Origin of the sequence: Streptomyces sp. NBC_01390, from assembly GCF_045040105.1 — a bacterium.
Lineage (GTDB): Bacteria > Actinomycetota > Actinomycetes > Streptomycetales > Streptomycetaceae > Streptomyces.
The window spans coordinates 4,387,422-4,413,411 of the sequence record NZ_CP109551.1; the positions used below are offsets into that span (position 1 = coordinate 4,387,422).

19 protein-coding genes are annotated in these 25,990 nt (G+C 70.2%); 8 read left to right on the plus strand and 11 right to left on the minus strand.

Features of this window, described 5'->3' with window-relative positions; all coding sequences use genetic code 11:
- Positions 1–111 precede the first annotated feature (111 nt).
- The gene (pepN, locus tag OG241_RS19540; RefSeq protein WP_405816822.1) at positions 112–2,694 is read left to right on the plus strand and encodes an aminopeptidase N; all 2,583 of its coding nucleotides are present in this window, start codon (positions 112–114) and stop codon (positions 2,692–2,694) included.
- A 346-nt stretch (positions 2,695–3,040) separates the two neighbouring features.
- On the plus strand, positions 3,041–4,111 hold the full coding sequence (locus OG241_RS19545; protein WP_405816823.1) for a hypothetical protein: 1,071 nt from the start codon (positions 3,041–3,043) through the stop codon (positions 4,109–4,111).
- A gap of 92 nt (positions 4,112–4,203) precedes the next feature.
- Here OG241_RS19545 and OG241_RS19550 read toward each other — a convergent pair whose 3' ends face one another.
- The gene (locus tag OG241_RS19550; protein ID WP_405816824.1) at positions 4,204–5,361 is read right to left on the minus strand and encodes a serine hydrolase domain-containing protein; all 1,158 of its coding nucleotides are present in this window, start codon (positions 5,359–5,361) and stop codon (positions 4,204–4,206) included.
- Between the two features lie 275 nt (positions 5,362–5,636).
- On the opposite strand from OG241_RS19550, the gene OG241_RS19555 reads away from it, so the two are divergent.
- Complete coding sequence (locus tag OG241_RS19555; RefSeq protein ID WP_405816825.1) at positions 5,637–6,377, plus strand: SDR family oxidoreductase; 741 nt, start codon at positions 5,637–5,639, stop codon at positions 6,375–6,377.
- Positions 6,378–6,450: 73 nt separating this feature from the next.
- On the opposite strand, the gene OG241_RS19560 is transcribed toward OG241_RS19555, so the two are convergent.
- From OG241_RS19560 to OG241_RS19570, 3 genes are all read right to left on the minus strand, one after another.
- A complete protein-coding gene (locus OG241_RS19560) occupies positions 6,451–7,365 on the minus strand; it encodes an RNA polymerase sigma-70 factor (protein WP_405816826.1) in 915 nt (304 codons plus the stop codon).
- 105 nt (positions 7,366–7,470) lie between these two features.
- Positions 7,471–9,237: a TIGR03767 family metallophosphoesterase gene (locus tag OG241_RS19565; protein ID WP_405816827.1), complete on the minus strand. Its 1,767-nt coding sequence runs from the start codon at positions 9,235–9,237 to the stop codon at positions 7,471–7,473.
- A gap of 244 nt (positions 9,238–9,481) precedes the next feature.
- Positions 9,482–9,940, minus strand: coding sequence for an NUDIX hydrolase (locus tag OG241_RS19570; RefSeq protein WP_405816828.1), 459 nt, complete (start codon positions 9,938–9,940; stop codon positions 9,482–9,484).
- Between the two features lie 392 nt (positions 9,941–10,332).
- Here OG241_RS19570 and OG241_RS19575 point away from each other — a divergent pair, with 392 nt between their 5' ends.
- A complete protein-coding gene (locus OG241_RS19575; RefSeq protein WP_405816829.1) occupies positions 10,333–13,653 on the plus strand; it encodes a S8 family serine peptidase in 3,321 nt (1,106 codons plus the stop codon).
- 64 nt (positions 13,654–13,717) lie between these two features.
- Here the strand turns inward: OG241_RS19575 and OG241_RS19580 are convergent, their stop codons facing one another.
- Positions 13,718–14,494, minus strand: coding sequence for a hypothetical protein (locus OG241_RS19580; protein WP_405816830.1), 777 nt, complete (start codon positions 14,492–14,494; stop codon positions 13,718–13,720).
- Between the two features lies 1 nt (position 14,495).
- A complete protein-coding gene (locus OG241_RS19585; RefSeq protein WP_405816831.1) occupies positions 14,496–15,032 on the minus strand; it encodes a sigma-70 family RNA polymerase sigma factor in 537 nt (178 codons plus the stop codon).
- A gap of 343 nt (positions 15,033–15,375) precedes the next feature.
- Here OG241_RS19585 and OG241_RS19590 point away from each other — a divergent pair, with 343 nt between their 5' ends.
- Together OG241_RS19590 and pepN (OG241_RS19595) are read left to right on the plus strand one after the other, a co-directional pair.
- Complete coding sequence (locus OG241_RS19590) at positions 15,376–16,392, plus strand: aspartate-semialdehyde dehydrogenase (protein WP_405816832.1); 1,017 nt, start codon at positions 15,376–15,378, stop codon at positions 16,390–16,392.
- A gap of 342 nt (positions 16,393–16,734) precedes the next feature.
- Entirely contained in the window at positions 16,735–19,317 is a 2,583-nt protein-coding gene (gene pepN, locus OG241_RS19595; RefSeq protein ID WP_405816833.1) for an aminopeptidase N, read from the plus strand.
- 86 nt (positions 19,318–19,403) lie between these two features.
- Here pepN (OG241_RS19595) and OG241_RS19600 read toward each other — a convergent pair whose 3' ends face one another.
- Positions 19,404–20,339 (minus strand): EamA family transporter, encoded by a 936-nt coding sequence (locus OG241_RS19600; RefSeq protein ID WP_405816834.1) that lies wholly within the window; start codon positions 20,337–20,339, stop codon positions 19,404–19,406.
- A 133-nt stretch (positions 20,340–20,472) separates the two neighbouring features.
- Here OG241_RS19600 and OG241_RS19605 point away from each other — a divergent pair, with 133 nt between their 5' ends.
- Positions 20,473–20,988 (plus strand): MarR family winged helix-turn-helix transcriptional regulator, encoded by a 516-nt coding sequence (locus tag OG241_RS19605; protein ID WP_405816835.1) that lies wholly within the window; start codon positions 20,473–20,475, stop codon positions 20,986–20,988.
- 99 nt (positions 20,989–21,087) lie between these two features.
- Here the strand turns inward: OG241_RS19605 and OG241_RS19610 are convergent, their stop codons facing one another.
- The 4 genes from OG241_RS19610 to OG241_RS19625 all read right to left on the minus strand — a co-directional run bounded on the left by OG241_RS19610 (position 21,088) and on the right by OG241_RS19625 (position 24,622).
- On the minus strand, positions 21,088–21,357 hold the full coding sequence (locus OG241_RS19610; protein ID WP_405816836.1) for a hypothetical protein: 270 nt from the start codon (positions 21,355–21,357) through the stop codon (positions 21,088–21,090).
- A gap of 84 nt (positions 21,358–21,441) precedes the next feature.
- Positions 21,442–23,565, minus strand: coding sequence for a 4-alpha-glucanotransferase (malQ, locus tag OG241_RS19615; RefSeq protein WP_405816837.1), 2,124 nt, complete (start codon positions 23,563–23,565; stop codon positions 21,442–21,444).
- Positions 23,566–23,781 (minus strand): hypothetical protein, encoded by a 216-nt coding sequence (locus OG241_RS19620; RefSeq protein WP_405816838.1) that lies wholly within the window; start codon positions 23,779–23,781, stop codon positions 23,566–23,568.
- A gap of 553 nt (positions 23,782–24,334) precedes the next feature.
- Positions 24,335–24,622, minus strand: coding sequence for a hypothetical protein (locus tag OG241_RS19625; protein ID WP_405816839.1), 288 nt, complete (start codon positions 24,620–24,622; stop codon positions 24,335–24,337).
- A 174-nt stretch (positions 24,623–24,796) separates the two neighbouring features.
- Here OG241_RS19625 and OG241_RS19630 point away from each other — a divergent pair, with 174 nt between their 5' ends.
- Positions 24,797–25,984 carry a Fic family protein gene (locus tag OG241_RS19630; RefSeq protein WP_405816840.1) on the plus strand — a complete coding sequence of 396 codons (1,188 nt, stop codon included), beginning with the start codon at positions 24,797–24,799 and terminating at the stop codon, positions 25,982–25,984.
- The last annotated feature ends 6 nt before the right edge of the window (positions 25,985–25,990 follow it).

The window sequence follows — 25,990 nt, forward strand, 5'->3', positions numbered from 1 at the left end:
AAACATGGAACACATCCCCGGCAGCGTCGCATTCCCGGGTGCCCGGTGTCAGTGGCGCGTGGCAGGATCGGTGCTGGTCGGCCGTACTGATGACAATCGAGGGAGTGCTCCGTGCCCGGTGAGAATCTGTCCCGCGACGAGGCCCGGGAGCGGGCCGCCCTGCTGTCCGTCGACGGGTACGAGGTGTTCCTCGACGTGCGGTCCGCCCTGGGCGACAAAGGTAGCGGGACCGAGGCCCGGACCTTTCGGTCCGTGACCACGATCCGGTTCCGGTGTGCCGAGCCCGGTGCCGCCAGCTTCGCGGATCTCATCGCGCCGAGTGTGACCGCCGTCTCCCTCAACGGCCGGGACCTCGACCCGGGGGCCGTCTTCGACGGCACGCGCATCCTGCTGGAGGACCTCGCCGCCGACAACGAGCTGGTGGTCGACGCCCAGTGCGCCTACTCCCGTACCGGCGAGGGCCTGCACCGCTTCGTCGACCCCGAGGACGGCGAGGTGTACCTGTACACGCAGTACGAGCCCGCCGACTCCCGCCGTGTCTTCGCCAACTTCGAGCAGCCCGACCTGAAGGCCCCCTTCCGCTTCGAGGTGCGGGCGCCCGAGGAGTGGGTCGCGTGGAGCAACGGGGTCGGGGAGCTCGTCGACGGTGTGTGGCGGTTCGCCGAGACCAAGCCCATCTCCACCTACATCACCACCATCCTCGCGGGGCCCTACCACTACGTCACCGACTCGTACTCCCGTACGTTCGCCGACGGTACGACCCTCGACATCCCCCTCGGCGCCATGTGCCGCAAGGGTCTCGCCCCCTACTTCGACTCCGACGACGTCTTCCTCGTCACCAAGCAGGGGCTGGACTTCTTCCACGACCACTTCGACTACCCGTACCCCTTCGGGAAGTACGACCAGGCGTTCGTGCCCGAGTACAACCTCGGCGCGATGGAGAACCCGGGGCTGGTCACCTTCCGTGAGGAGTTCATCTTCCGCGGGAAGGTGACGCAGGCGGCGTACGAGCGGCGGGCGAACGTCGTCCTGCACGAGATGGCCCACATGTGGTTCGGCGACCTCGTCACCATGGAGTGGTGGGACGACCTGTGGCTCAAGGAGTCCTTCGCCGACTTCATGGGCTCCTTCTCGCTCGTCGAGGCGACCCGTTTCACCAGCGGCTGGGTCACCTTCGCCAACAACCGCAAGGCCTGGGCCTACCGCGCCGACCAGCTCCCCTCCACGCACCCCGTCACGGCCGACATCCGTGACCTGGAGGACGCCAAGCTCAACTTCGACGGCATCACCTACGCCAAGGGCGCCTCCGTACTCAAGCAGCTCGTCGCCTACGTGGGTCCGGAGGCGTTCCTCGAAGGTGCGCAGCGGTACTTCAAGCGGCACGCGTACGGCAACACGCGCCTCGGCGATCTGCTGTCGGTGCTGGAGGAGACCAGCGGGCGGGACATGGCGTCCTGGTCGCGGGCGTGGCTGCAGACCGCCGGGGTCAACTCCCTCACCCCGGCTGTGCTGTTGAGCGCGGACGGGCTGATCACCGAGCTGGCCGTGATCCAGGAGGCCGCCGAGTCGCACCCCGAACTGCGCCCGCACCGGGTGGCCGTCGGCCTCTACCGGCGTTCCGTGGACGGGGTGTTGGAGCGGTACGCGCGTGCCGAGGTCGATGTCGACGGGCCCCGCACCATCGTCGGTGAGCTGGTCGGGAGCGAGGCCCCCGACCTCGTGCTCGTCAACGACGACGACCTGACGTACTGCAAGATCCGGTTCGACGAAGGCTCGTTGGCGACGCTGCGGGCACACCTCGGCGAGATCACCGACCCGCTCGCCCGCGCCCTGTGCTGGTCCGCGCTGTGGAACCTCACGCGGGACGCGCTGATGCCGGCCCGGGACTTCGTCGACCTGGTGCTGCGGTTCGCTGGGCGCGAGTCGGACATCGGCGTGCTGCAGATGCTGCACGCGTGGGCCGGCTCCGCGCTCACCCACTACGCGGCTCCCGACTGGCGGGCGACCGGTGAACGGCTGCTCGCCGAGGGCGCGTTGAAGGAACTGCGGCTCGCCGAGCCGGGCAGCCAGCACCAGTTGACGTGGGCCCGCTTCCTCGCGGCCGTGGCGAGCAGCGAGGCCGATCTCCAGCTGCTCCAGGGGCTGTTGGAGGGCACGGCGAAGATCGACGGCCTCGACGTCGACCAGGAGCTGCGGTGGGCGTTCCTGGAACCGCTCACCTCGCACGGCGTCGCCGACGAGAAGGCCCTCGCGGCCGAACTCGCCCGCGACGACACGGCGTCCGGCAAGCGCCACCAGGTCCGCTGTCTCGCCGGGCGCCCGTCGGCCGCCGTCAAGGCGCAGGCGTGGGCCCAGGTCGTCGAGTCGGACGCGCTGTCCAACGCCCTTGTCGAGGCCACCATCTCGGGCTTCGTGCAGGCTTCGCAGCGGGAGCTTCTCGCGCCGTACGCGGAGAAGTACTTCGAGGTGATCGAGCGGACGTGGGCCGACCGCTCGATCCAGATCGGGATGGACGTCGTACGGGGCCTGTTCCCGTCGTTGCAGGACTCGCCGGAGACGTTGGCGGCGACCGACGCGTGGCTGACGACCCACGCGGACGCGGCGCCGGCCCTGCGGCGCCTGGTCCTGGAGTCCCGGGACGACCTGGCACGGGCGCTGCGGGCGCAGGCCTGCGACGGAGCGGCGGCGAGGTAAGGGCTCCGGGTGCGTTGTCGGGTGCGGGTGCGTCGTGGCTGGTCGCGCAGTTCCCCGCGCCCCTGAAAAGCAGGGGCTGCGCCCCGTGCTTTTCGGGCCGCAGGGCCGTGTCTGTCAGGGGCGCGGGGAACTGCGCGAGAAGCCCCACGGGCCCGCACCCGACAACGCACCCCACCCCGTCACCGGCCCACCGTTACCGAACCCGGTCACTCGCCCCCGTAACCCCCGGAGGGACCAGCGTGTTTCGGCACTCGAACGCTTGCACTTTAGGGCGAGCTTGTCCGGAATTGTCGACAGGCCTGTAACAGCGGTTAGGGGGCGGATCGGACACGGGAATGCCGGAGTCATGACCCACAACACCCCGCTCTCCCCGAGCACCCGCCCCCTCCGCCGCCTGTCCCACGTACAGCGCCGGGTACTGACCGCCGCGCAACTGCGGGCGAACGGCGTCGCGCCCGCCGAGGCCAACGAGCAGTGCCGGTCCGGCGGACCCTGGCAGCAGATCCTGCCGGGCGTGTTCCTGCTGCACCCGGGCCCGCCCACCAGCGAGGAGCGGCTGCACGCAGCACTTCTGTACGCGGCGAAGGAGCGGCCGGCGACGGGGATCCCGGCCCAGCCCGACTCCGAGGAGCCCTACCGGGAGCGAGGCCGCCCGGTCTACGCCGAGGCCATGATCACCGGCCTCGCCGCGCTCGCCCTGCACGGCTTCTCGTCCGCACCTCCGCTGCTGTCCCTCGGCACCGTCGACGTCCTGGTCCCCCGGCTGCGCCGGCTCCGGTCGACGGGCTGCGTCCGCATTGTCCGCTCCTCGGCCCTGCCCACGCCCGAGCTGATCGAAGGGCTCCCGGTCGCGCCGGTTCCCCGCGCCCTCGCCGACGCGGTGGCCGGACTCACGGACGCCGACGCCGTACGCCGGCTGCTGACCGACGCGGTGCGCGGCGGCCACTGTGAACCGGCGTCGGTGGTACGGGAGCTGAGCCAAGGGCGGCTGCTGGGCCGACCGCATGTCGTGGACGCCGTCGACTCCCTGCTTGCGGAGGGCCGGGCGATCGCGGAGGACCAGCTGTACCGGATGGTCCGCGACCACGGCCTTCCGGAACCCGTCTGGAACGTCGATCTGCGCCTGCCGGGCGGCCCGTGCCTCGGCGGCCTCGACGCCTACTGGCCCGACCAGGCGGTGGCGGTGGAGCTCGACACGCGCGCCCCGCGCCCGGGCCACCGGCAGGAGGACGACGCGCTCTGGTCGGAGTACGCCCGTAAGCGGGAGCATCTGGAGCGGCTGGGCATCACGGTCGTCCACATCACGCCGCGCAAGCTGCGCGAGGCGATCGCGCAGCAGGCAACTGTCGTACGCACGGCTCTGATGGCGTCGGGGGACCGCGAGCCGGCGGCGTATGTCGTGGTTCTGCCCAGGTAGTGACGGACCGGGCAGCACCGGGAGGGGAGAGGAGGGGCCGCCGGGCGACCGGGGGCCCCTCCTCGTGTCTGCTCGCGTTTCCTGGCGCCTCGCTACTCGGTCCCGCAGTACTCCGCCTCGACGATCTTCGCCGAGTCGCCGCTCCAGTCGCCGTTGAAGTTGAAGGAGAGGGAGTGCTTGCCGTCGGCCGTGGTGACGGCCATGGAGGTGGAGCCGTGGATGCCACCGCTGTGGCCCCAGACGGTGACCCCGCAGCTCAGCTCGTTCTCGATGAGCCCGAGTCCGTAACGCCCGTCGACCTGGCCGGCGGGGACGGTCGTCTTCATCTCGGCGAGTTGCTTCGCGGGCAGCACCTTGCCGCGCAGGAGCGCCGAGTAGAACCGGTTCAGGTCACCGGAGTTGGAGATGATCTCGCCGGCGGAGTTGGCGACGGAGGGGTTGAGCTCGGTGACGTCGTAGATCCTTCCGGTGGGGGTGGCTGCGAGCGTCGAGTAGGCGCGGCTGCTGGTCTGCGGCACCTTGGCGCTCGTACCCGGCATGTACGTGCCGTGCAGGCCCAGCGGCTCGATGACGCGCCGCCGGACCTCGTCGCCGTACGAGTTGCCGGTCACCTTCTTGATGACCATCCCGGCGATCGTGTAGTTGGTGTTGGAGTAGCTCCAGCCCGCGCCCGGGGCGAACTCGGGCTGGTGAGCCATGGCGATCCCGACGATCTCCTTCGGGGTCCAGGTGCGGTACCGGTTCTTGAAGAAGCCCTCCGCGAGGAAGACCTCGCGCTGGAAGTCCTCGTCCTCGGTGTAGTTGAAGATGCCGCTGGTGTGGTTGAGGAGCTGGCGGAGGGTGATCTTCCGTCCGTCGTGGCCGTTGCCGCTGACGACTCCCGGCAGCCACTTGTCGACCGTGTCGTCGAGCGACACCCGCCCCTCGGCCTCCAGCTGGAGCAGGACGGTCGCGATGAACGTCTTCGTGATGCTGCCGGCCCGGAAGTTGTCCTGGGCGCTGCGCGGCGCACCGGTCCTGCGGTTACCGACACCGGCGGTCGCCTTCCAGACGCCGTGGCCGTCCTTGGTCTGGAGGGCCACGCCGGGTACGCCGTCCTGGACGGCGGCGTTCATGGCGGCACGGGTGCCTTCGTGACCGCCGCCCCGTTCGGCCGGCGCAGCCGCCGACGCCACAGCGGGTGCGGCGAACGCGCCTGCCGCGACGGCGAGCGCCGCAGCCATCCCGACCAGCCTCTTGCTGACTGACATCCATTCCCCCTTGTTCTTCCCTGCTCGACCTTGCGTGTCCTTGCTAGTCAATTGCTCGACCTTGCTCGTCCTGTTCATGAGCGTCGGCAGGAGTGACACGACGGATGAGCGGGAGGTTGAGAGGGGGGTGATGGTTGGGCGTGTTTCAGTCAGTCCGGGGAGTGAGTCACAGATCCCGCAGCTGTCCTGTCCTGTAGTTGTGCGCCTTGGCGCACCGGGTCGGGCGGAGTGTCGTCGGGCCCGTCGGGAAGCCGGACCAGCGAATGGAGACAGTGATGAAGATCGTGGTCGTCGGAGGTACGGGGCTCATCGGCTCGCAAGTGGTCGCGCTGCTGCGGGGCAGCGGTCACGACGCCGTGGCGGCCTCTCCCTCCACGGGCGTCGACACCCTCACGGGCGAGGGCCTGGCACAGGCCTTCAAGGGCGCGGACGTGGTGGTGGACGTGACGAACTCCCCGTCCTTCGAAACCGAGGCGGCGCTGGACTTCTTCACCCGCTCGGGGCGGAACATGACTGCGGCCGAGAAGGAGGCGGGGGTGCGTCACCACGTCGCGCTCTCCATCGTCGGCGTCGACCAGGTACCCGACTACGGTTACTACCTGGCCAAGGTCGCCCAGGAGGAAGGCGTGCGCGGCGGCGGCGTTCCCTACAGCATCGTGCGCGCCACCCAGTTCTTCGAGTTCATCGCCCCGGTGATGGGCATGTCCACCCAGGGTGCGGAGGTGCACATGGCTTCCACGCTGCTGCGTCCGATCGCCTCCGCCGAGGTCGCCGCCGCCGTCGCCGACGCGGCTCAGGGTGAACCGTCGAACGGCGTGCGCAACATCGCGGGCCCCGAGGTCCACCGACTCGACCGGCTCGGCGAGATCACCCTGGCGGCGAAGCCGGACGGCCGTTCCGTCGTCACCGACGACGTCGCCGGGCTGTTCGCGGGCTGGCCCGACGGGGTTCTCGTCGGCGACGACACGGCGTACATCGCGTCCACCCGCTACGAGGACTGGCTCAGGCAGAACTGACCGACCGGGTGAGCGAGGAGAGAGCACTCTGCGCTGCGGGCAGGCGCCCTCTCCTCGCTACGGCCCTACGGGCTTACGGGCGGCCGGTGAGCCTGCGTGTCGAACGCTCGTACGCCCTCAGCTTGTCCGGGGCCAGGATCCAGTAGAGCCCGTCGATACCGTCCGGCCCCGCCGTGACGTTCACCAGGGCGACAGCGACACCGTCCTTGACCAGCATCAGGCCGGGCCGTCCGTTGGCCTCGACCACGTCGTACTCCGCGCCGGGGAAGACCTTCCTGGCGAAGGCAGTGATCCGGGCCACCCGGCCGGCCCCCATGACCGCCAGTCGTGCCACGCCGCGCATGCCGTTCCCGTCCGCGTAGGCGACGACGTCGTCCGACAGCACGTTCTCCAGTGCGGCGACGTCACCGAGCCGCGCGGCGGCGACGAAGGCCTCGAGCAGGCGCCGGTGCTGTGCCGTGTCGACGGGTTCACGACGCTCGGTGGACAGGTGCTTGCGGGCCCTGCTGACGAGCTGACGCACATTCGCCTGGTTCAGCTGGAGCATGCTCGCGATCTCGGGGTACGTGTAGTCGAACGCCTCCCGGAGCACGTAGGCCGCCCGCTCCACGGGATTCAGCCTTTCCAGGACCAGCAGCACGGCCAGCTCCAGCGCCTCGCCGCGCTCCGCGCCGACCTGCGGATCCAGGCTTGTGTCGACGGGCTCCGGCAGCCACGGTCCCACGTAGGCCTCACGGCGAACCCGCGCCGACTGAGCCACGTTGATCGCCAGGCGGGTGGCGATCTTCGCCAGGAAGGCCCCGGGATCCAGCACCGCGCCCCGGTCCGCGCCCTGCCATCGCACCCAGACGTCCTGGACCACGTCCTCCGCCTCCGACACGCTGCCCAGGATGCGGTAGGCGATGCCGAACAGCCGTGGACGAAGCCGTTGGAACGCGTCGGCGGCTTCGTCCAGTGAGTCGTCGGTGAGCGGCTGTCGCTCGTCCATGGTGCTGATGCCTCCCCAAGCCGGTGATCCAGCTATTGGAAGGTACCTAGTGGAAATACGGTGACGCCGGAAATACGGTGGCGCTCCGAACCGGGTCCCCGGAGCTCACCCCTTCTTCAGCACCAGCTCCACGTTCCGGTCCCCCGCGTCCCCCGAAAGGTCCATGTTCGCCCCCGGCGCGTTGAACGACAGCTCCCGGTACAGGGCCGCAAGGCCCGTCTGGGAGAGGTCCGTGTAGTCCGTGCGGTGGGGGGCCGCCGATTCGACCAGGGTGGTGAACAGCGAGAGGGTGCCGTCGTTGTTGTCCACCAGCTCGATGATGCGGGCCAGTTGGGGGAAGTCGACGTGTGACGCGGTCGAGATCTCCCAGAACGAGCGGTTGTCCGGGGCCGAGTGCGCGGTGATGACGTTGCGGTGGATGTGGCCGTTCACCCAGGCGAGGACATTGCGGTGACTGGCGAGCAGCGCCACGAGGTCCGCGCCGTTGTAGCGGTGTTCGTCCGGGTGGGCCGGGTCGCGGTGGGTGTTGGTCATCGACTCGCTGGTGTGGTGGCTGAAGACGACGGCGTACGAGCCTGCCTTCGCGTGTTCCTTCAACGTCCGGTCCAGCCAGCGCACTTGGGCCGCGCCGATCGAGCCCTGGTAGTGGCCGCCCGGGTCGGTGGTGTCGATGCTGATGCCGACGACGTCGTCCGAGATCCGGAAGGTGTAGTACTGGGTTCCGGATTCCAGGTTGGCCGCCGAGTAGCCGTGACCGACCGGGCCCACGCCCGCGTACGCCGGGTCCAGGTGCGCCTTCAGATAGTCCGCCCGGGTGAACGGGGCCCTCTTCTCGTCCGGGGTGACCGAGCGCAGGTCGCGGGTGTGGGCCTGGATCAGCTCCCGGAAGCGGATGCCCCTCGGGTCGTCGGAGCTTCTGATCTGGTCCTGGAGCGCCTTGCTGCGGGCCGTCGGCAGATCCATCAGCTTCTTGCCGCCGACCGCGAAGTCGGTGAGGAAGGGGTCGCTGTGGGAGGCGTAGCAGCCGAGGGGCAGGGAGTCGTGGTTGCCGACCGTCGAGTACCAGGGGAGGTTCAGGCCGGGGCTGCGCACCTCCCGGATCGCCGCCTCGAGGAAGCCCTCGATGTGCGGGAAGCCGTCCTGCTTGTCGGAGTCGCGGGTGGCGGAGTCCGGCTGCCAGTAGAGCGGGAGGCCGCTGTTCTGGACGCCCTCGTAGTGGCGGGGGTCACCGGTGTTCGGCGTCATGCGCCCGCCGCTCATCACCTTCATGAACCACTCCAGCTCGGAGTGCGCGTTGTTGTCCGTGTTGTCGCCCGTGGTCATCACGAAGTGCAGCGGCGAGCCGGTGACCGGCGCCCCGCGCAGTGCGTTGATCCGCTCGACCAGCGAGGTCGCGCCCTGCACCGTCAGTGCCTCGTGCGGGCGCCAGGCGTGCCGGTCGGCCGAACGCATGTACTCCAGGCGCAGCGGGTGCTGTACGTCGGTCAGGTGCAGGTCCGTGAACTGGACGAAGGCCGCCATCGTGGTCCGGCGGGCGGCGCGGCCCGACTTCGGCGACGCCAGCTCCGCACGAACCACCCGCCCCCACGCCGTGCCCTCGCCGAGGCGCCGGTAGCCGCCCGAGCCGAGGGGCGCGGAGACCGTGTTGAGTGTGGTGCCCCGGGTGAAGGGGGCGAGCGCGGCCGGCGCGGCCTGCGCCTGACCGGACCCGGCCGCCGGCGCCTCGGCGGCGGCTGCCGTGGCGGCCTGGCTGTCACTGGGCCGCAGCCCGTAGCCGAGGCCCGCCGAGACGGACACCGCCCCGGCCGTGGCGAGCAGTGAACGTCGATTGAGTCCCGGCGTGGGGCTTGCGACAGAGCGTGTGCGCGACATGGCGCGGTCTCCCCGAGTGCGAACGCGTCGGAAGTGGTCACGGGCCATCGCAAGTGCGAACGTCCCGCTCACTCTGGATGCTTGGCATCGGGGATGACCTGCGCGTGAACGAGGCAGCAACGCGCGACGCCGATCTCCGTACGTGGATCTTGGGCCACCTCGCCCGTTCACGACCGCACGGCGAACGGCCCGGAGCCGGTCACTCCGCGTTCACTTTCCGGGGTACTGAACCCTTTCCCGAGGGTTACTGCCGGGCCTTCGAGGCGCGTCCCGTGACCGGCCGTTCCAGCCACAGTTCCAGCCCGACATCCACCAGCCGCACCTTCTGCAGCCCCGCCACCGCGCCCAGGTCGTGCCAGGCGGCCAGGTCCGTGGAGCCGTTCGTCTCCGGGCGGAGTTCGCCGCCGGTGATCAGACCCTCGTACACCAGTCGTACGCCGTGGTGGTCCCTCGGGCGCCGCCAGCGGTGGGTCAGCGTGTGGCGGACGGAGTCGATGCCCAGCAGGCCGGTCACGTCGATGCGGTAGCCCGTCTCCTCCGTGAGCTCGCGGCGGACCGTGTCGTACGGGTCCTCGCCGTGTTCCATGCCGCCGCCCGGCAGTACCCACTCGTGGCCGCCCCGGCCGTCGGGGCTGCGGGCGAGCAGAATCTGGCCGTTCCGGACACAGACGGCGTAGGCCGCCACCCTCAAGGTCGTTCGCACACAACGAAGTTAACGTGCTCGGCTGGAACCGGTGGGCGGATTATCCGGCCAGGGTCCGCATCGAGCCGTGGGCAGTGGCAGAGAGCCGTGGGCGGTGGCGGAGAGCCGTTCGCGGCGGCGGACCGGTGCCGCGCCGCAGCAGAACCCACCCCTCGCTTCACCCCTACCCGACCGGGCCACACAAGGTGTGAAAGTTCACCTTTTTGGCCATATCTCCTCATGGCAGATCGCGGGTTTTCCCCATCCATCCATATCGTTTCGGTCAACCTTCCCCAAACATCTGCCCCTTGAGTAAAGCTGGGCGATCATCCGGGGTCGTATCCGGACGATCGCGACCAGGGTCGATCGACCCGGTCGCTCGACGCACGTTCCTTTACCTACAAGGGATGCCGATGACCTTCACGCCCGAGCGCGAACCGATAACGAGCGCGAGACGCCTGGCACGCATAGCCGTGGCCGCCGGACTGGTGGCCGCGCTCTCCGGGGCGGGGCCCATACCCATGGCCTTCTCCGCGGACACTGCGACGGAGGCGGCCCCGGCCGACGGCACCGTCAAGTCGGCGCACGACAAGCTCGGCTCCGACGACGCCGAGCTCCTCTCCGAGGCCAAGGCCGACGGCGACAAGACCGTCACGATGATGATCGCCACCGCTCCGGGCCAGACCGAGCAGGTCGCCGCGCAGCTGGACGCGGTCCAGGGCGGCCTCGTGGGCCGGACCTTCGACAAGGTCGGCTACGTCCGGGCCACCGTCCCGACCGCGAAGGCCGACGCGGCCATCAAGGCCGCCGCGAAGCTCTCCTCCGTACAGGGGATCGACCTGCGCCAGGACATCCCGCTGGACGACCCGACCCCGAGTGCCGACACCGCCTCCGCCCCCCAGGCGGGTGCCGCCACCAAGACCTACGCCGCGCCGGACAAGAACACGCCCGCCGCGAACCCCTACAACCCGTCCTTCGAGACGGGCGCCGTCGACTTCGTGAAGAAGAACCCGAAGGCGGACGGCCGGGGCATCACCATCGGCATCCTCGACTCCGGTGTGGACCTCGGGCACCCCGCGCTGCAGAAGACCACCACCGGCGAGCGCAAGGTCGTCGACTGGGTGACGTCCACCGACCCGGTCTCCGACGGCGACGGCAGCTGGCTGCGGCAGACGAGGGCGGTCGCCGGTCCGGCCTTCGCCATCACCACGGCCAGCCAGGGCACCGAGAACTTCACGGCGCCGGTCGGCGACTACAAGTTCAGCTACTTCTCCGAGGCCGTCACCGCCGGTGGTGACGAGGCCGGCGACGTCAACCGCGACGGCGACAAGACCGACGTCTGGGGCGTGCTGTACAACGCCGCCGCCGGCACGGTCACCGTCGACGTGAACGACAACCACGACTTCACCGACGACACCCCGATGAAGCCGTACAAGGACGGCTACCAGATCGGCTACTTCGGGACGGACAACCCGGCGACCGACGTCGTCGAGCGCATCCCGTTCGTCGTCGAGATCCGCAAGGACGTCGTCTACAACGCGGCCGGCGCCAAGGCCGACTACGCGAACATCGGCATCATCTCGTCCGAGCACGGCACCCACGTCGCCGGTATCACCTCGGCGAACAGCCTGTTCGGCGGCAAGATGAACGGTGCCGCGCCCGGCGCCAAGATCGTGTCGTCCCGCGCCTGCCTCTTCGCCGCGGGCTGCACCAACATCGCGCTGACCGAGGGCATGATCGACCTCGTCGTCAACCGTGGCGTCGACATCGTCAACATGTCGATCGGCGGCCTCCCGGCGCTGAACGACGGCAACAACGCGCGCGCCGAGCTGTACACGCGGCTGATCGACACGTACGGCGTGCAGCTCGTGATCTCCGCGGGCAACTCCGGCCCCGGTGCCAACACGATCGGTGACCCCGGTCTGGCCGACAAGGTCATCTCGGTCGGCGCGGCCATCTCCAAGGAGACCTGGGCGTCCAACTACGGCTCCGTCGTGACGAAGAAGTACGCGATGATGCCGTTCTCCTCGCGCGGTCCGCGTGAGGACGGTGGCTTCACGCCGACGCTCAGCGCGCCCGGCGCCTCGATCAACACCACGCAGACCTGGCTGCCCGGCTCCCCGGTCGCCCAGGCGGGCTACACCCTCCCGGCCGGCTACTCGATGCTGCAGGGCACCTCGATGGCGTCCCCGCAGGCCGCCGGCGCCTCGGCGCTGCTGCTCTCGGCCGCCAAGCAGAGGCACATCGCCCTCACCCCGGCGCTCCTCCGCACGGCCCTGGTCACGCACGCCGACCACATCCCAGGTGTGCAGGCGTACGAGGAGGGCGCGGGCCTCATCAACATCGTGGACGCGTGGCGGGCGATCAGCTCCGCCAAGGTCGACGACGCCGCCCACGACTACACGGTCAAGGCCCCGGTCGACACCGCGATCGACTTCGCGCTGAAGACCCCGGGCTTCGGCACCGGCCTGTACGACCGCGAGGGCGGCCTCAAGGCCGGCGTCGAGAAGTCGTACGACATCACCGTGACGCGTACGTCCGGTCCCGCCAAGGCGATCCGGCACGATCTGCACTTCAAGAACAACGCCGGTGGCACCTTCGAGATCGCCGGCTCCGAGCACGTCAAGCTGGAGCTGAACAAGCCGGTCACCATCAAGGTCACCGCGGAGTCGGACACGGCCGGCATCAAGAGCGCCATCCTTGAGGTCGACGACCCGAGGACCGACGGCGTCGACAAGCAGATCCTGACCACTGTCGTGGTCTCGACGCCGCTCAAGTACACGTTCTCCGCGTCGGGTTCGGTGCAGCGCAACAGCACCCGGTCCTACTTCCTGACCGTGCCCGAGGGCGCCAAGACCCTTGAGGTCGCGATCAGCGGACTGGCCGCCACCAGCCAGACCCGGTTCATCTCGATCCACCCGTACGGTGTCCCGGTCGAGGACACGGGCACGCCGTACTGCTACAGCAACTACCCGAACACCAACGGCTGTGCGCCCGACGTGCGTTCGTACCCGAACCCGCAGGCCGGTGTCTGGGAGGTCGAGGTCGAGTCGCGTCGTACGTCGCCGCTGCTCGACAACCCGTACAAGCTGGACGCCACCGTCCTGGGCGCGACCTTCGACCCGGATGTCGTGACCGTCCCCGAGGCCAAGGTCGGTACGCCGATCGCCGCCTCCTGGAAGGTGACGAACAACCTGGCCCCGGTCGACGGCAAGCTGGCCGGCGGTCCGCTCGGCTCTGCGCTGAACGCCCGTCCGACCATCGCCAACGGTGAGACCCAGACGACCACGGTCGAGGTGCCCGCGGGCGCCGCGTCCCTGGACGTCGCCATCGGCAACGTCTCGGACACCGCCGCCGACCTCGACCTGTTCGTGTACGACGCGGCCGGCAACGAGGTCGCCAACTCCGCCGACGGCGACTCGGAGGAGGCGGTCTCCATCGCCTCGCCCGCCGCCGGCACGTACACCGTCCAGGTCATCGGCTACGCGATCCCGGCCGGTACGACCGCGTACGACTACCAGGACGTCTTCTACTCGGCCGCCCTGGGCTCCATCCAGGTCGCCGGCACCCCGGTGAAGCTCGGCACGGGCGCCTCGGCGACCGTCTCCGGCAACATCGTCGCCAACGCCCCGGCACCCGCCGGCCGCGAGTTCTTCGGCCAGGTGGCCCTGGTGAACGCGCACGGCACGGCCGCCGGTATCGGCAACGTGAAGATCGAGAAGGTCACGCCGTAACGGTAGGTACGACCAACAGGGCGGGCGTCCGGTACCTGGTACCGGACGCCCGCCTCGTTTTGGTTCACGGGCACGGCAGGGTGCGCGACTCCGGCAGCGTGGCCGTGATCCAGGCCCGTTCGGCGGCGATCTGCCGCTCGTCGGTGCTCCAGATGTCGGGGGACCCGGCGCCCGTGGGGATCCCGATCAGCGTGTGGTCGCCCACGGCCAACCGGGGGTCGACCTCCTGGTCCATCACGAACGTCACCTCGGCCGGGCCCTTGTCCGGCTTGTAGTACCGAGTCACGCGCAGGGTGATCCGGTCCTGGTCGGCGCCGGGTCCGGGGTCGACCGCGGTGACCGTGCCCTCGACGAGCAGACGGGCGCAGGCGAGATATCCCTCGTGACTCAGCTTGGCCGGGCCGCCCCCGTCCTTGGTGCCCCCGCCGCTGACATCGTGCGGGCCGGAGCCGGACGACGAGGCCGTCCCCGAGTCCTCGACGCCCTTCCCGGCCTGCGACAGGATCCACACCGACCCCGTGACCATGGCCCCCGCCGCGGTAACACCGGCGACACCGAGGGCGAGGGTGCGCAGAGGACGCCAGTACCGCCGTTCCCGTACCGGAACTCGCACCGGAGCCCGGACCGGCTTTCGCACGGGCTCCTGTGCGGTCTCCGTGCCGTGTTCCTGGGTCGCCAGCGCGTCCCCGATGAGCCCCAACTGCTCGCGCAGCAGCGCCACATCGGCTGCCGCCGACCAGTGCTCGGCCATGAAGTCGGCGTCCGTCAAGGCCCCTTCGGGCAGCGGGTCGTCCGTCAGCGCGGCCATCAGCGCGTCCACGCCGTTGTGTTCGGCGGCCATGTCACACCACCTCGTCCTCGTGCAGGCGGGCACGCAATGCCCGTACCGCCGTGTGCAGCCTGCTCTTGACCGTGCCCTCCGGGATGCCCAGTTCCTCGGCGATCCCGCGTACCGGCAGGTCGGCGAAGAAGCGCAGGACCACTACCTGGCGCTGGGAGTCGGGCAGGTCGTCGAGTCCTCGGGCGACGGCGAGGGAGAGCAGGCTCGTCTCCTCGCCGGAGGGGTGGGCCACCGGCTGGCGCAGGGAGGCCAGCCGCTCCCCCAGCCGTTCCTGGCGGCGCTTCGACCGGTGCCAGTCCATGGCGAGGTTGGAGGCGACGACCGCCGCCCACGCCGAGACGTCACGCGGTGCCTCGTGTCCGTTCGCGGTGCGTTCCAGCAGCCGCAGGCGGACCTGCTGTACCCCGTCCAGCAGGTCCGCCTGCGGCACGCCGCCGAGCGCGAGCACCGCTCGGACCCTGCGCTCCTGCGCCGGGTCCAGCGGGTCGCCGTGTTCGTCCTCCTGGACGCGCCGGGCCTTTCTGCGCAGCACAAGCACCCTCCCCCTCGCCGCGTTTTCTCTACGACGCCGAGGGCGCCCGAAACGTTCGACCTCGGCGGAGACGTACGTCACACCGTTATCGAAGCGAGACGATCGGCCCGCCCGTCCCCGTCCGGCCGGGCCCGTACAGCTTGCGCCGCGCCGTCCCCGTAAAGCCGGTTTCTCCAGCTCGGCAGAGGTGCCGCCGGAATATCGCGGCCGTTCGCGGCGCGTGTCCTGTCCCAGTCCTCGGGCATGCCGGGCAAAGGATTGGACATGTTGCCCCGGGTGAGACGCATGATGGAAATGCGCCGGTCACGCAATCGGTCGCGCGATACAGCGCCATACAGAAGGAGTCGCCGTGAGGGTCGGAATCGTCGGAGCCACCGGGCAGGTCGGCACGGTCATGCGCAGGATCCTCGTCGAGCGCGAGTTCCCGGTCACCGAGCTGCGACTGTTCGCGTCGGCGCGGTCCGCCGGGTCGGTCCTCGACGGCGTCACGGTGGAGGACGCGGCGACGGCCGACTACACCGGCCTCGACATCGTGCTGTTCTCGGCGGGCGGCGCGACCTCGAAGGCGCTCGCGGAGAAGGTCGCCTCGCAGGGTGCCGTAGTGATCGACAACTCGTCGGCGTGGCGCCGGGACCCGGACGTGCCCCTGGTCGTCTCCGAGGTGAACCCGCACGCGATCGTCGACCGTCCCAAGGGCATCATCGCCAACCCGAACTGCACGACGATGGCCGCGATGCCGGTCCTGCGGCCGCTGCACACGGAGGCGGGCCTCGACGCGCTGGTCGTCGCGACGTACCAGGCGGTGTCCGGTTCGGGTGTGGCGGGTGTGGCGGAGCTGCACGGGCAGGCGCTGAAGGTGGTCGCCGACGCGGACAAGCTGACGCACGACGGTTCGGCGGTCGACTTCCCCGAGCCGCAGGTCTACAAGCGGCCGATCGCGTTCAACGTGCTGCCGCTGGCGGGCAATGTGGTGGACGACGGTTCGTTCGAGACGGACGAGGAGCAGAAGCTCCGCAACGAGTCCCGCAAGATCCTGGAGATCCCGGAGCTGAAGGTCTCCGGTACGTGTGTCCGCGTGCCGGTGTTCTCGGGGCACTCGCTGCAGGTGAACGCGCGGTTCGCGCGCCCGCTGTCGGTGGAGCGGGCGACGGAGCTGCTGGCTGGGGCGCCGGGTGTCGTCCTCTCCGAGATCCCGACGCCTCTTGAGGCGGCCGGTCAGGACGCGTCGTTCGTGGGGCGGATCCGGGTGGACGAGACGGTGGAGAACGGGCTGGCGTTCTTCGTCTCCAACGACAACCTGAGGAAGGGTGCGGCGCTGAACGCCGTGCAGATTGCGGAGTTGGTGGCGGTGGAGTTGCAGCGGTAGGCAGTCGTTTCCTCGCCCCCGCCGCCCCTACCCGTCCCATCCTGAACCTGGGGGCTGCGCCCCCAGACCCCCCCATCGGCCCTGAAGGGGCCTCGTCCTCAAACGCCGGACGGGCTGAAGATGCGGGCCTGGGCTGGATGGGTGCGGGGGACGGGCTGGATGGTGCCGGCCGGGGCTGGAGGGGAACCAACTCGGCCCGCCCATCGTCAGCACAACGCGGCCACTTGAGGATCATCGGGTCGACGGGCTGTCCACCCCGCTCAGCGGCGGGTTCCGGGCATCGCGTCGGCCCTGGGTCCCATGGAAGGATGGCGCAACCCACACATACGAGGAGATGACCGCGTGCCTGGCACAAACCTGACCCGCGAAGAGGCGCAAGCGCGGGCGAAGCTGCTCACCGTTGACTCGTACGAGATCGAGCTCGATCTCTCCGGCGCACAGGAGGGCGGCACCTACAGGTCCGTGACCACGGTGCGCTTCGACTCCGCCGAGACCGGCGCGGAGTCCTTCATCGACCTGGTGGCCCCGGCCGTACTGGAGGTCACCCTCAACGGGGACGCGCTCGACCCCGACGAGGTCTTCAAGGATTCCCGGATCGCGCTGCCGGGACTGCTGTCCGGCCGCAACGTGCTCCGCGTCGTCGCCGACGCCGCCTACACCAACACCGGTGAGGGCCTGCACCGCTTCGTCGACCCCGTCGACCAGCAGGCCTACCTCTACACCCAGTTCGAGGTGCCGGACGCCCGGCGCGTGTTCGCCTCGTTCGAGCAGCCTGACCTCAAGGCGACCTTCCAGTTCACCGTGAAGGCGCCCACCGGCTGGACCGTCATCTCCAACTCGCCGACGCCGGAGCCCAAGGACGACATCTGGGTCTTCGAGCCGACGCCCCGTATCTCCACGTACATCACGGCGCTCATCCTGGGCCCGTACCACTCGGTGCACAGCGTGTACGAGAAGGACGGGCAGTCGGTCCCGCTCGGCATCTACTGCCGGCCCTCGCTCGCCGAGTTCCTCGACTCGGACGCCATCTTCGAGGTCACTCGGCAGGGCTTCGAGTGGTTCCAGGAGAAGTTCGACTACGCGTACCCGTTCAAGAAGTACGACCAGTTGTTCGTTCCCGAGTTCAACGCCGGTGCCATGGAGAACGCGGGCGCGGTCACCTTCCGCGACCAGTACGTGTTCCGCTCGAAGGTGACCGACGCCGCGTACGAGACGCGGGCCGCCACGATCCTGCACGAGCTGGCCCACATGTGGTTCGGCAACCTGGTCACCATGGAGTGGTGGAACGACCTGTGGCTGAACGAGTCGTTCGCCACCTACGCCGAGGCCGCGTGCCAGGCGTACGCCCCGCAGTCGCGCTGGCCGCACAGCTGGACCACGTTCGCCAACTCCATGAAGACGTGGGCCTACCGCCAGGACCAGCTGCCGTCCACCCACCCGATCATGGCCGACATCGGCGACCTCGACGACGTGCTCGTCAACTTCGACGGCATCACGTACGCCAAGGGCGCCTCCGTACTGAAGCAGCTCGTCGCGTATGTCGGCATGGACGCGTTCTTCGCGGGCGTGCAGGCCTACTTCAAGCAGCACGCGTACGGCAACACGCGGCTCAGCGACCTGCTGGGCGCCCTGGAGAAGACCTCCGGGCGCGACCTGAAGGCCTGGTCGAAGTCGTGGCTGGAGACGGCCGGCATCAACATCCTGCGTCCCGAGATCGAGACGGACGCGGACGGGGTCATCACCTCCTTCGCCATCCGCCAGGAGGCCCCGGCGCTGCCCGCCGGCGCCAAGGGTGAGTCGACGCTCCGGCCGCACCGGATCGCCGTCGGCCTGTACGACCTCGACGACGAGAGCGGCAAGCTGCTGCGCGACGACGAGAACGGTCGGATCGAGCTGGACGTCGACGGCGAGCTGACGGCCGTACCGCAGCTGGTCGGCAGGCGTCGTCCGGCCGTGATCCTGCTCAACGACGACGACCTGTCGTACTCCAAGGTCCGCCTCGACGAGGCGTCCCTCGCCTTCGTCACCGAACACCTGGGCGACTTCGAGGCGTCCCTCCCGCGCGCGCTGTGCTGGGCCTCCGCCTGGGACATGACCCGCGACGCCGAACTGGCCGCCCGCGACTACCTCTCCCTCGTCCTGTCGGGCATCGGCAAGGAGTCGGACATCGGCGTCGTGCAGTCGCTCCACCGGCAGGTGAAGCTGGCGATCGACCTGTACGCCGACCCGGCCGCCCGCGAGGCCCTGCTGACCCGCTGGACGGACGCCACGCTGGCCCACCTCCGCGCGGCCGAGGCGGGCTCCGACCACCAGCTGGCCTGGGCCCGCGCGTTCGCGGCGACAGCCCGTACGCCGGAGCAGCTGGACCTTCTGGACGCCCTGCTGGAGGGCACGCAGACCATCGAGGGCCTCGCCGTCGACACCGAGCTGCGCTGGTCGTTCGTGCAGCGGCTGGCGGCCGTCGGGCGCTTCGACGAGGAGGAGATCGCGGGCGAGTACGCGCGCGACAAGACGGCCGCCGGTGAACGGCACGCCGCCACCGCCCGGGCCGCCCGTCCGACGCCGGAGGCCAAGGCGGAGGCCTGGGCGTCGGTCATCGAGTCCGACAAGCTGCCGAACGCCGTCCAGGAGGCGGTGATCGGGGGCTTCGTCCAGACCGACCAGCGCGAGCTCCTGGAGCCGTACACCGACAAGTACTTCGCGGCGGTCAAGGAGGTCTGGGACTCGCGCTCGCACGAGATCGCCCAGCAGATCGCCATCGGCTTCTACCCGGCCGTCCAGGTGTCCGAGGAGACCCTGGCGAAGACGGACGCCTGGCTGACCTCCGCCGAGCCGAACGCCGCTCTGCGCCGGCTCGTCTCGGAGTCCCGTTCCGGTGTCGAGCGCGCCCTCAAGGCGCAGGCGGCGGACGCGGCGGCCTCGTAGGTCACCGGCTCGTCCTGCCGAGCGCCTCTGTCGAACGGCGCGCCCCGATCTGCCGGGGCGCGCCGTTCGGCGTTTCGGCCTACCGATCAGCGGCGCGCCACCAGGACGGGAAGCCGCCCCTTCCTCGCCACGGGACGACTCCCGGGGGCCGACACTCCACGCGCCCCCAGTTGCCCCGCCACCGTCGCCCCGAACGCCAGGCCCATGCCTGCCAGTTGGAGCGGTGTCAGCGCCTGGCCGAGGGCCGCCCAGCCGACGATCGCGGCGGTGAGCGGGGACAGCGGGCCGAGGAAGGTGACCTGGGTCGCGGTGAGCCGGCCGATGCCGCGGAACCAGAGCCAGTACGCCACCGCCGTGTTCGCCAGGGCGAGGTAGAGGTACCCGGCGGCGGCCCGGCCGTCCAGCGCGGGCGGAGCACCCTCGACGAGTACGGCGAGCGGCGCGATGAGCAGCCCGCCGGCGGTCAGTTGCCAGCCGGTGAGGGCGAGCGGGCCGACGCCGTCCGGGCGGCCCCAGCGCTTCGTCAGTACGGTGCCCGTCGACATCGACGCGGTGGAGGCGAGGGCGGCCAGCACACCCACGGCGTCCAGCGCCCCGGCCGCCTTCAGGACGACCAGACTGACGCCGAGCGCCGCCGCGATCCCGGTGAGCAGGGTGCGTACGGTCGGACGCTCACCCAGGAGCAGCGTCGCGAGCCCGGCGACGAACAGCGGGCCGACCGACCCGACGACCGCCGCCATACCGCCCGGCAGCCGGTACGCGGACAGGAACAGCAGCGGGAAGAAGGCGCCGATGTTGAGCGCGCCGAGGACCGTCGCCTTCCACCACCAGGCCCCGCGCGGCAGCACCCGGGTCAGCGCGAGCAGCACGAGACCGGCGGGCAGGGCGCGCAGGAGGGCGGTGAAGAGGGGGCGGTCGGGCGGGAGGAACTCGGTGGTGACCGCGTACGTGGTGCCCCAGGAGATGGGCGCCAGGGCGGTGAGGGCGATGGTGGGGACGAGGGCCGAGCGGCTGGCGGGCATGAGCGCACCCTTCGGGGTCCTTCGGATTCCTGCGAATTAGGTCAGCGATAAGTAGCTTAGCGCTAAGCAACTTTCCGTCAAGCTGCTTTCTCGCGAGTGACCTTCCGGCTCCCTTTTCGGCGATACTCGGCCCATGAGTGCAAGCGCACAGCCGCCGCAGCGCAGGGACCCCGTCGACGCGATCATCGACCAGTGGGCGGTGGTGCGGCCCGATCTCGACACCGCCGCGATGGAGGTGTTCGGCCGCGTCTACCGGCTCGCGCGTGCCATGGCCGACCGCACGGAGAAGGCGTACGCCCGGTTCGGGATCGCACGCGGCGAGTTCGACGTGCTCGCGACCCTGCGCCGGGCGGGCGAGCCGTACACGCTCTCGCCGCGTCAGCTGTCGTCGACGCTGATGCTCACCACCGGCGGGATGACCGGCCGTCTCGACAAGCTGGAGCGGGCCGGGCTGGTACGCCGCTCCCCCGACCCCCATGACCGGCGCGGCCTCCAGGTCACCCTGACCGAGGAGGGGCTGACCCGCGTGGACCAGGCGGTCGGCGTCGGTCTCGCCGCGCAGACGGAGGCCCTGGCCGCCCTCAACGCCGAGCAGGCCGGGCAACTGGCCGGCCTGCTGCGGGAACTGCTGGCGGCGACGGACGGCTGAGAACACGCCGAGGGCGCCGTTCGCACCCCATGACTCAGGGGGTGCGAACGGCGCCCTCGGAACAACTGCTCAGATCAACCCAGGTCAACCCAGGTCAGGTCAGGCCTTCGCCTTGGCGGGCTTGGGCTTGACGGACTTGGGGGCGCGGTCCGAGGACTTGTCCAGGATCAGCACCAGACCCGCGATGATCGCGAACAGACCGATCGGGGCGGCAACATAGAGGCCCAGCGTCTCGATGACGCTCAGGCCGGGGCCGGGGTCGTCACCGTCGTCGCGGGTGAGCGCGAGCGCGGGAGACGTCATGAGCAGCATCATCAGCGTCGTACCGGCCACCAGGGCGCCGGCGCGCAGGGCGTTCGTCTTGTCCACGGTGCAAAAGTAGCGAACGCCTGGCGGGGCCGCGCGCCCGGGGTGCCGTATGAGGGGTTCGGCGCCCCACGAAGGGCCCGGCCTTCACCCGCCCTCCCGCAACACCCCCATCAGCGCCCACAGCCGCGCCGACCCCGCCAGCTCCTCCAGCGTCACCGGACGACCCTCCGCGTCGGCGACGGGCAGCCGCCAGTTCGGGTACTGGTCCCACGTACCCGGGAGGTTCTGCGGGCGCCGGTCGCCGACGCAGTCCGGGAGCCAGACGCCGATCATGCGGGCGGGTGTGCGCAGCAGATAGCGGTGGACGGCCTGGATCTCGGCCTCCTCCGCCGTACCCGAGGGACCGCCGCCGCCCTGGAGCAGGCCGAGGCGGGCCAGCAGGGTCAGCCACTCGTTCGTGTCGGCGGCGGCGACGGCCCGCTCCTGCTCCGCCGGGACGGTCAACAGGCCCAGCCGGTCGCGGAGTTCGACGTGCTCGCCGGTGAGGCGGGCGGCGGTGGGCGGCAGGTCGTGGGTGGTGACGGTGGCGAGACAGTCGGCGCGCCAGTGGTCGGGGGGCAGCGGGCGTCCGTCGCCGTCCCAGTCCCGTTCGAACCACAGCACGGACGTGCCGAGCACCCCGCGTTCGTGCAGGGTCTCCCGCACCCCCGGCTCCACGGTCCCCAGGTCCTCGCCGATCACGACCGCCCCGGCCCGCGAGGCCTCCAGCGCGAGGACGGCGAGCATGGCCTCGGCGTCGTACCGGACGTACGCCCCCTCCGTCGGCGCCAGCCCCTGGGGCACCCACCAGAGCCGGAACAGGCCCATGACGTGGTCGATGCGCAGGGCGCCCGCGTAGCCGAAGAGGGACCGCAGCAGCTGGCGGTACGGGGCGTAGCCGGACTCGGCCAGCCGGTCCGGCCGCCAGGGCGGCAGGCCCCAGTCCTGGCCGCGCGCGTTGAACGCGTCCGGGGGTGCGCCGACCGACATGCCGGCCGCGAAGTACTCCTGCTGCGCCCAGGCGTCGGCGCCCCCGGGATGCACCCCGACGGCGAGGTCGTGCACGATCCCGACCGGCATGCCCGCCTCGCGTGCCGCCCGCTGGGCGTCGGCGAGCTGGGTGTCGGTGAGCCAGGCGAGCCGGGAGTGGAAGTCGACGCGGTCCATCAACTCGCCCCGGGCGCGGGCGGTTTCGGCCGACCGGGGGTCCTGGAGGCCGGCCGGCCAGCGCGACCAGTCCGAGCCGTGCGCCTCGGCCAGAGCGCACCAGGTGGCGTGGTCCTCCAGCGGCTCGCCGGCCCGGGCGAGGAAGTCGGAGTACGCGGCCTGCCGCCCGGGCCCGAGCGGTACGGCACACACCAGCTCCAGGGCCTCGCGCTTGAGTTCCCACACGGCGTCCCGGTCGATGAGCTCACCCTTGTCCAGCACCGACTCCCGCAGCCGCCCGGCCCGCTCCAGCAGCCCGCGCACCCGCTCACGGTCCTCGACCGCCCGGACGTACGCGAACTCCGGGACGGCCTCGACCCGCAGATGCACGGGATCGGGGAAGCGCCGGGAGGACGGCCGGTACGGGGACGGGTCGGTCGGCGCCCCGGGGACGGCCGCGTGCAGGGGGTTGACCTGTACGAATCCGGCACCCAGCGCCCGTCCGGCCCAGGCGCTCAGCTCGCCGAGATCACCGAGGTCGCCCATGCCCCAGGAGCGCCGGGAGAGAAGGGAGTACAGCTGGACGAGGAGTCCGTACGAGCGTCCGGTGGGCGTGGGCAGCCGGGCCGGGGCGACGACGAGGTGGGCGCGGGCGGCCCGCCCGTCGGGCGCGACGGCATCCAACTCATGCATTCCGGGCGGGAGTTGGTCGACGGAGTCGCAGATCTCGCCCTGTTCGGTGCGGATCCGCAGTCGGGTGCCCTCGGGCAGCTGGGCCAGCGCGGTCGCCGTACCGTCGGCGCCGCACACCACCGTGGGTGGCAGCAGCCGCGCCGCCAGTTCCCGTTCCCGGGCGGCGAGGGCGGCCCGGACGGTCTCCGGGGTGGTCGCGTCGACGCCGAGGGCGGCCAGGACGGCGACGAGCGCGGAGTCGGAGGCGGCGACCGTACGGTCCGGTGAGGGGCGGAAGGAGGGGGCGACGCCGTACAGCTCGGCGAGACGGGCGAGCGCGAGGCGTTCCCCGGCCCGGCTCTCCCCGCTCTCGTGGGCCTCGACGGGTTCGGCCGACCCGGGTACGGACATCTACAGCCCCGCGAGGTCCGACAGCGCCGGGACCGGACCCTCGTACAGCCCCGTGGGGTCCGCCTCGACGTCGGCGTGCTCGCTCGTCATCGCCTCCGCGTCGGCGAGCGGGGGCTCACTGGTGAGGGGCTCGGCGGCGGGCAGCGGCGGCTCGCTGGTGAGCGGCGCCTCGGCGGCGGCACTCTCGGCGCTGAAGATATGGGCCGGTACGGCCACGGAGGCCTCCTTGTCGCGTACGACGGCTGACGGCGGTTGGCGGGTTTCATCCGCAGCCCTACCCAGTGGACGCGACCGCAGACGTGTATGAAAGGACGAACCACGGTACCGCCGGTCACATTCCGCGATTCTTCCGTCGCCCCCTGCCGACATCCGCCGCCTTTCCGCCACCTCCCGTACCCCTTCCGTCTCTCTGCGCTCACTTCTCCCCCACGCACGGCACCCTCCAGGCTGGGGCAGATCCAGCACATCGGCCACTCTCGTCGCGCCGCGCGCGAGGGGCGGGAGTTCAGAGGCGTGTGCCCACGGCGAGTGTGTCGACCCCTGACAGGCTGATCATGGCGCGCAGGAGGATCGCGAGGCGGCGCTCGTCGAGGTCCATCACGCGGGTGAGGCTGGTCTGGTGCGGTGACGCGATCGGCGCCGCCGGTCGACTCCCCCTTACTGCCGCCCCGCGAGTGCGCGTGGCGCAGAAGTCGGGCGTGCGGGTGAGGGGGAGCCGGGGCCCGTGTCGTTGTGTTGGCTGTACGTCGTGGTGCACCAGGTCGAGCCGCTACGTGCGGGGCTTGCCGGTCTCCACGTAGGACTCGACCACGGTGCGCGCCTGCCAGGCCAGTCGGTAGGCGAGGACGATGATCTGGAAAAGTTCGGCCGTGGTCGGCAGATCGTTGTCGGGGAATTGGGATTCGACGTGGCGGTAGTGGATGGCGTTGGCGACAGCGGTGACGCCGGCGGGAAGCAGCCCGTCCTTCTCGGCCCGCTGGTAGGTCTCCACCACGTTCGAGGACCAGCTTCCCGGGGTGTCGCCGTAGTGGCAGTGCGCCAGTTGCAGAGCGCACACGCGCAAGACCTCCCAGCTTGATGCCATGGCCCGCTTCGGATCCGGCCTCCGGCGAGCAGCAGACAGCGAGGACTGCGGTCGGACATAGACACCGGCTGCCAGTCCAACAGTGTGGACTGACCGGCGCGAAGGCTTGACTAGTTAAAGTAGTCAAAGAACAGTTACCGTGACTACATGAAGCAATCATCTCGCATCGATCTCTACACGGTCCCCTCCCTGAGCAGCGAGGACAAAGCCGTCCTGGGCGAGATCCACCGGATGCGCAAGGACATGCGACACGCACTGCGCACCCCCCGACGCTGGGAAGGCGGCCTGCGCCGTTCTGTCCTCGCCAAGGCCATCCAGGGCTCGAACAGCATCGAGGGCTATGTCGTTGAAGAAGATGACGCTCTCGCGGCACTCGATGACGACGAGCCCATGAGCGCCGATGAGAAAACCTTCGAGGAGATCAAGGGCTACCAGCGAGCCATGAGCTACGTGCTCGCGGTGGGCGGCGACAGCCTCGCCACGTATGACACCACTGAGCTGCGGGCCATGCACTTCATGATGCTGCAGCACGAGCCGTCCAAGTCTCCAGGGCGATTCCGCAAGGGGCCGATCTACGTCCACAACGAGGCCACCGACGAGCAGGTGTACGAGGGGCCCGACAACGAGCTCGTGCCCGACCTCATAGACGTGCTGGTCGAACATCTCCGCACTGCCCACGATCACGACCCCGTCGTCCGCTCTGCGATGGCACACCTCAACCTGGTCATGATCCATCCGTTCCGAGACGGCAACGGACGTATGGCTCGCGCCGTCGCGACGCTCGTGCTGACCCGTTCGGACATCGGAGACCCGGCCTTTTCCTCCATCGAAGAGTGGCTTGGGGTCACTGCGAACACGCTCGACTACTACGCCGCACTCGGTCACACCGGGCATGGTGTGTGGGCGCCACGTCCTGACGCTCACCTTTGGCTTTCGTTCTGCCTGCGCGCCCATCACATGCAGGCTCAGACGATGGCCCGACGCTTCGAGGATGCCAGCCGTTATTGGGCCCATCTCGATGCCTTGGTCGAGCGCCACTCGCTTCCGGAGCGCGTGATGGACCTGTTGTTCGACGCGGTCCTCGGCTACCGGATCCGACGCAGCGGCTACATGAAGCGCGCCGAGATCGAAGGCCAGATGGCCACCCGAGACCTTGCTCACCTGGTTGCCGTCGGTCTCCTGGCCGCACACGGGTCGGGACGTGGAAGGTACTACACGGCCGCCGGCTCGATCCTGGAAGCCCGCGCCGACGTCCGCGCAAAGCGTTCCGCGATCACCGATCCGTACCCGTGGATGCGTCCCAGGTTGGCCGAGCCTGTTGTGCTAGCCAAGTGAGCGGTG

Bases quoted from the DNA above. Each gene is read 5' to 3' on its own strand.
- OG241_RS19545 (WP_405816823.1), top strand. From the start codon at position 3,041: ATGACCCACAACACCCCGCTCTCCCCGAGCACCCGCCCCCTCCGCCGC.
- OG241_RS19550 (WP_405816824.1), bottom strand. From the start codon at position 5,361: ATGTCAGTCAGCAAGAGGCTGGTCGGGATGGCTGCGGCGCTCGCCGTC.
- OG241_RS19555 (WP_405816825.1), top strand. From the start codon at position 5,637: ATGAAGATCGTGGTCGTCGGAGGTACGGGGCTCATCGGCTCGCAAGTG.
- OG241_RS19560 (WP_405816826.1), bottom strand. From the start codon at position 7,365: ATGGACGAGCGACAGCCGCTCACCGACGACTCACTGGACGAAGCCGCC.
- OG241_RS19565 (WP_405816827.1), bottom strand. From the start codon at position 9,237: ATGTCGCGCACACGCTCTGTCGCAAGCCCCACGCCGGGACTCAATCGA.
- OG241_RS19575 (WP_405816829.1), top strand. From the start codon at position 10,333: ATGACCTTCACGCCCGAGCGCGAACCGATAACGAGCGCGAGACGCCTG.
- OG241_RS19580 (WP_405816830.1), bottom strand. From the start codon at position 14,494: ATGGCCGCCGAACACAACGGCGTGGACGCGCTGATGGCCGCGCTGACG.
- OG241_RS19600 (WP_405816834.1), bottom strand. From the start codon at position 20,339: ATGCCCGCCAGCCGCTCGGCCCTCGTCCCCACCATCGCCCTCACCGCC.
- OG241_RS19605 (WP_405816835.1), top strand. From the start codon at position 20,473: ATGAGTGCAAGCGCACAGCCGCCGCAGCGCAGGGACCCCGTCGACGCG.
- malQ (WP_405816837.1), bottom strand. From the start codon at position 23,565: ATGTCCGTACCCGGGTCGGCCGAACCCGTCGAGGCCCACGAGAGCGGG.
- OG241_RS19630 (WP_405816840.1), top strand. From the start codon at position 24,797: ATGAAGCAATCATCTCGCATCGATCTCTACACGGTCCCCTCCCTGAGC.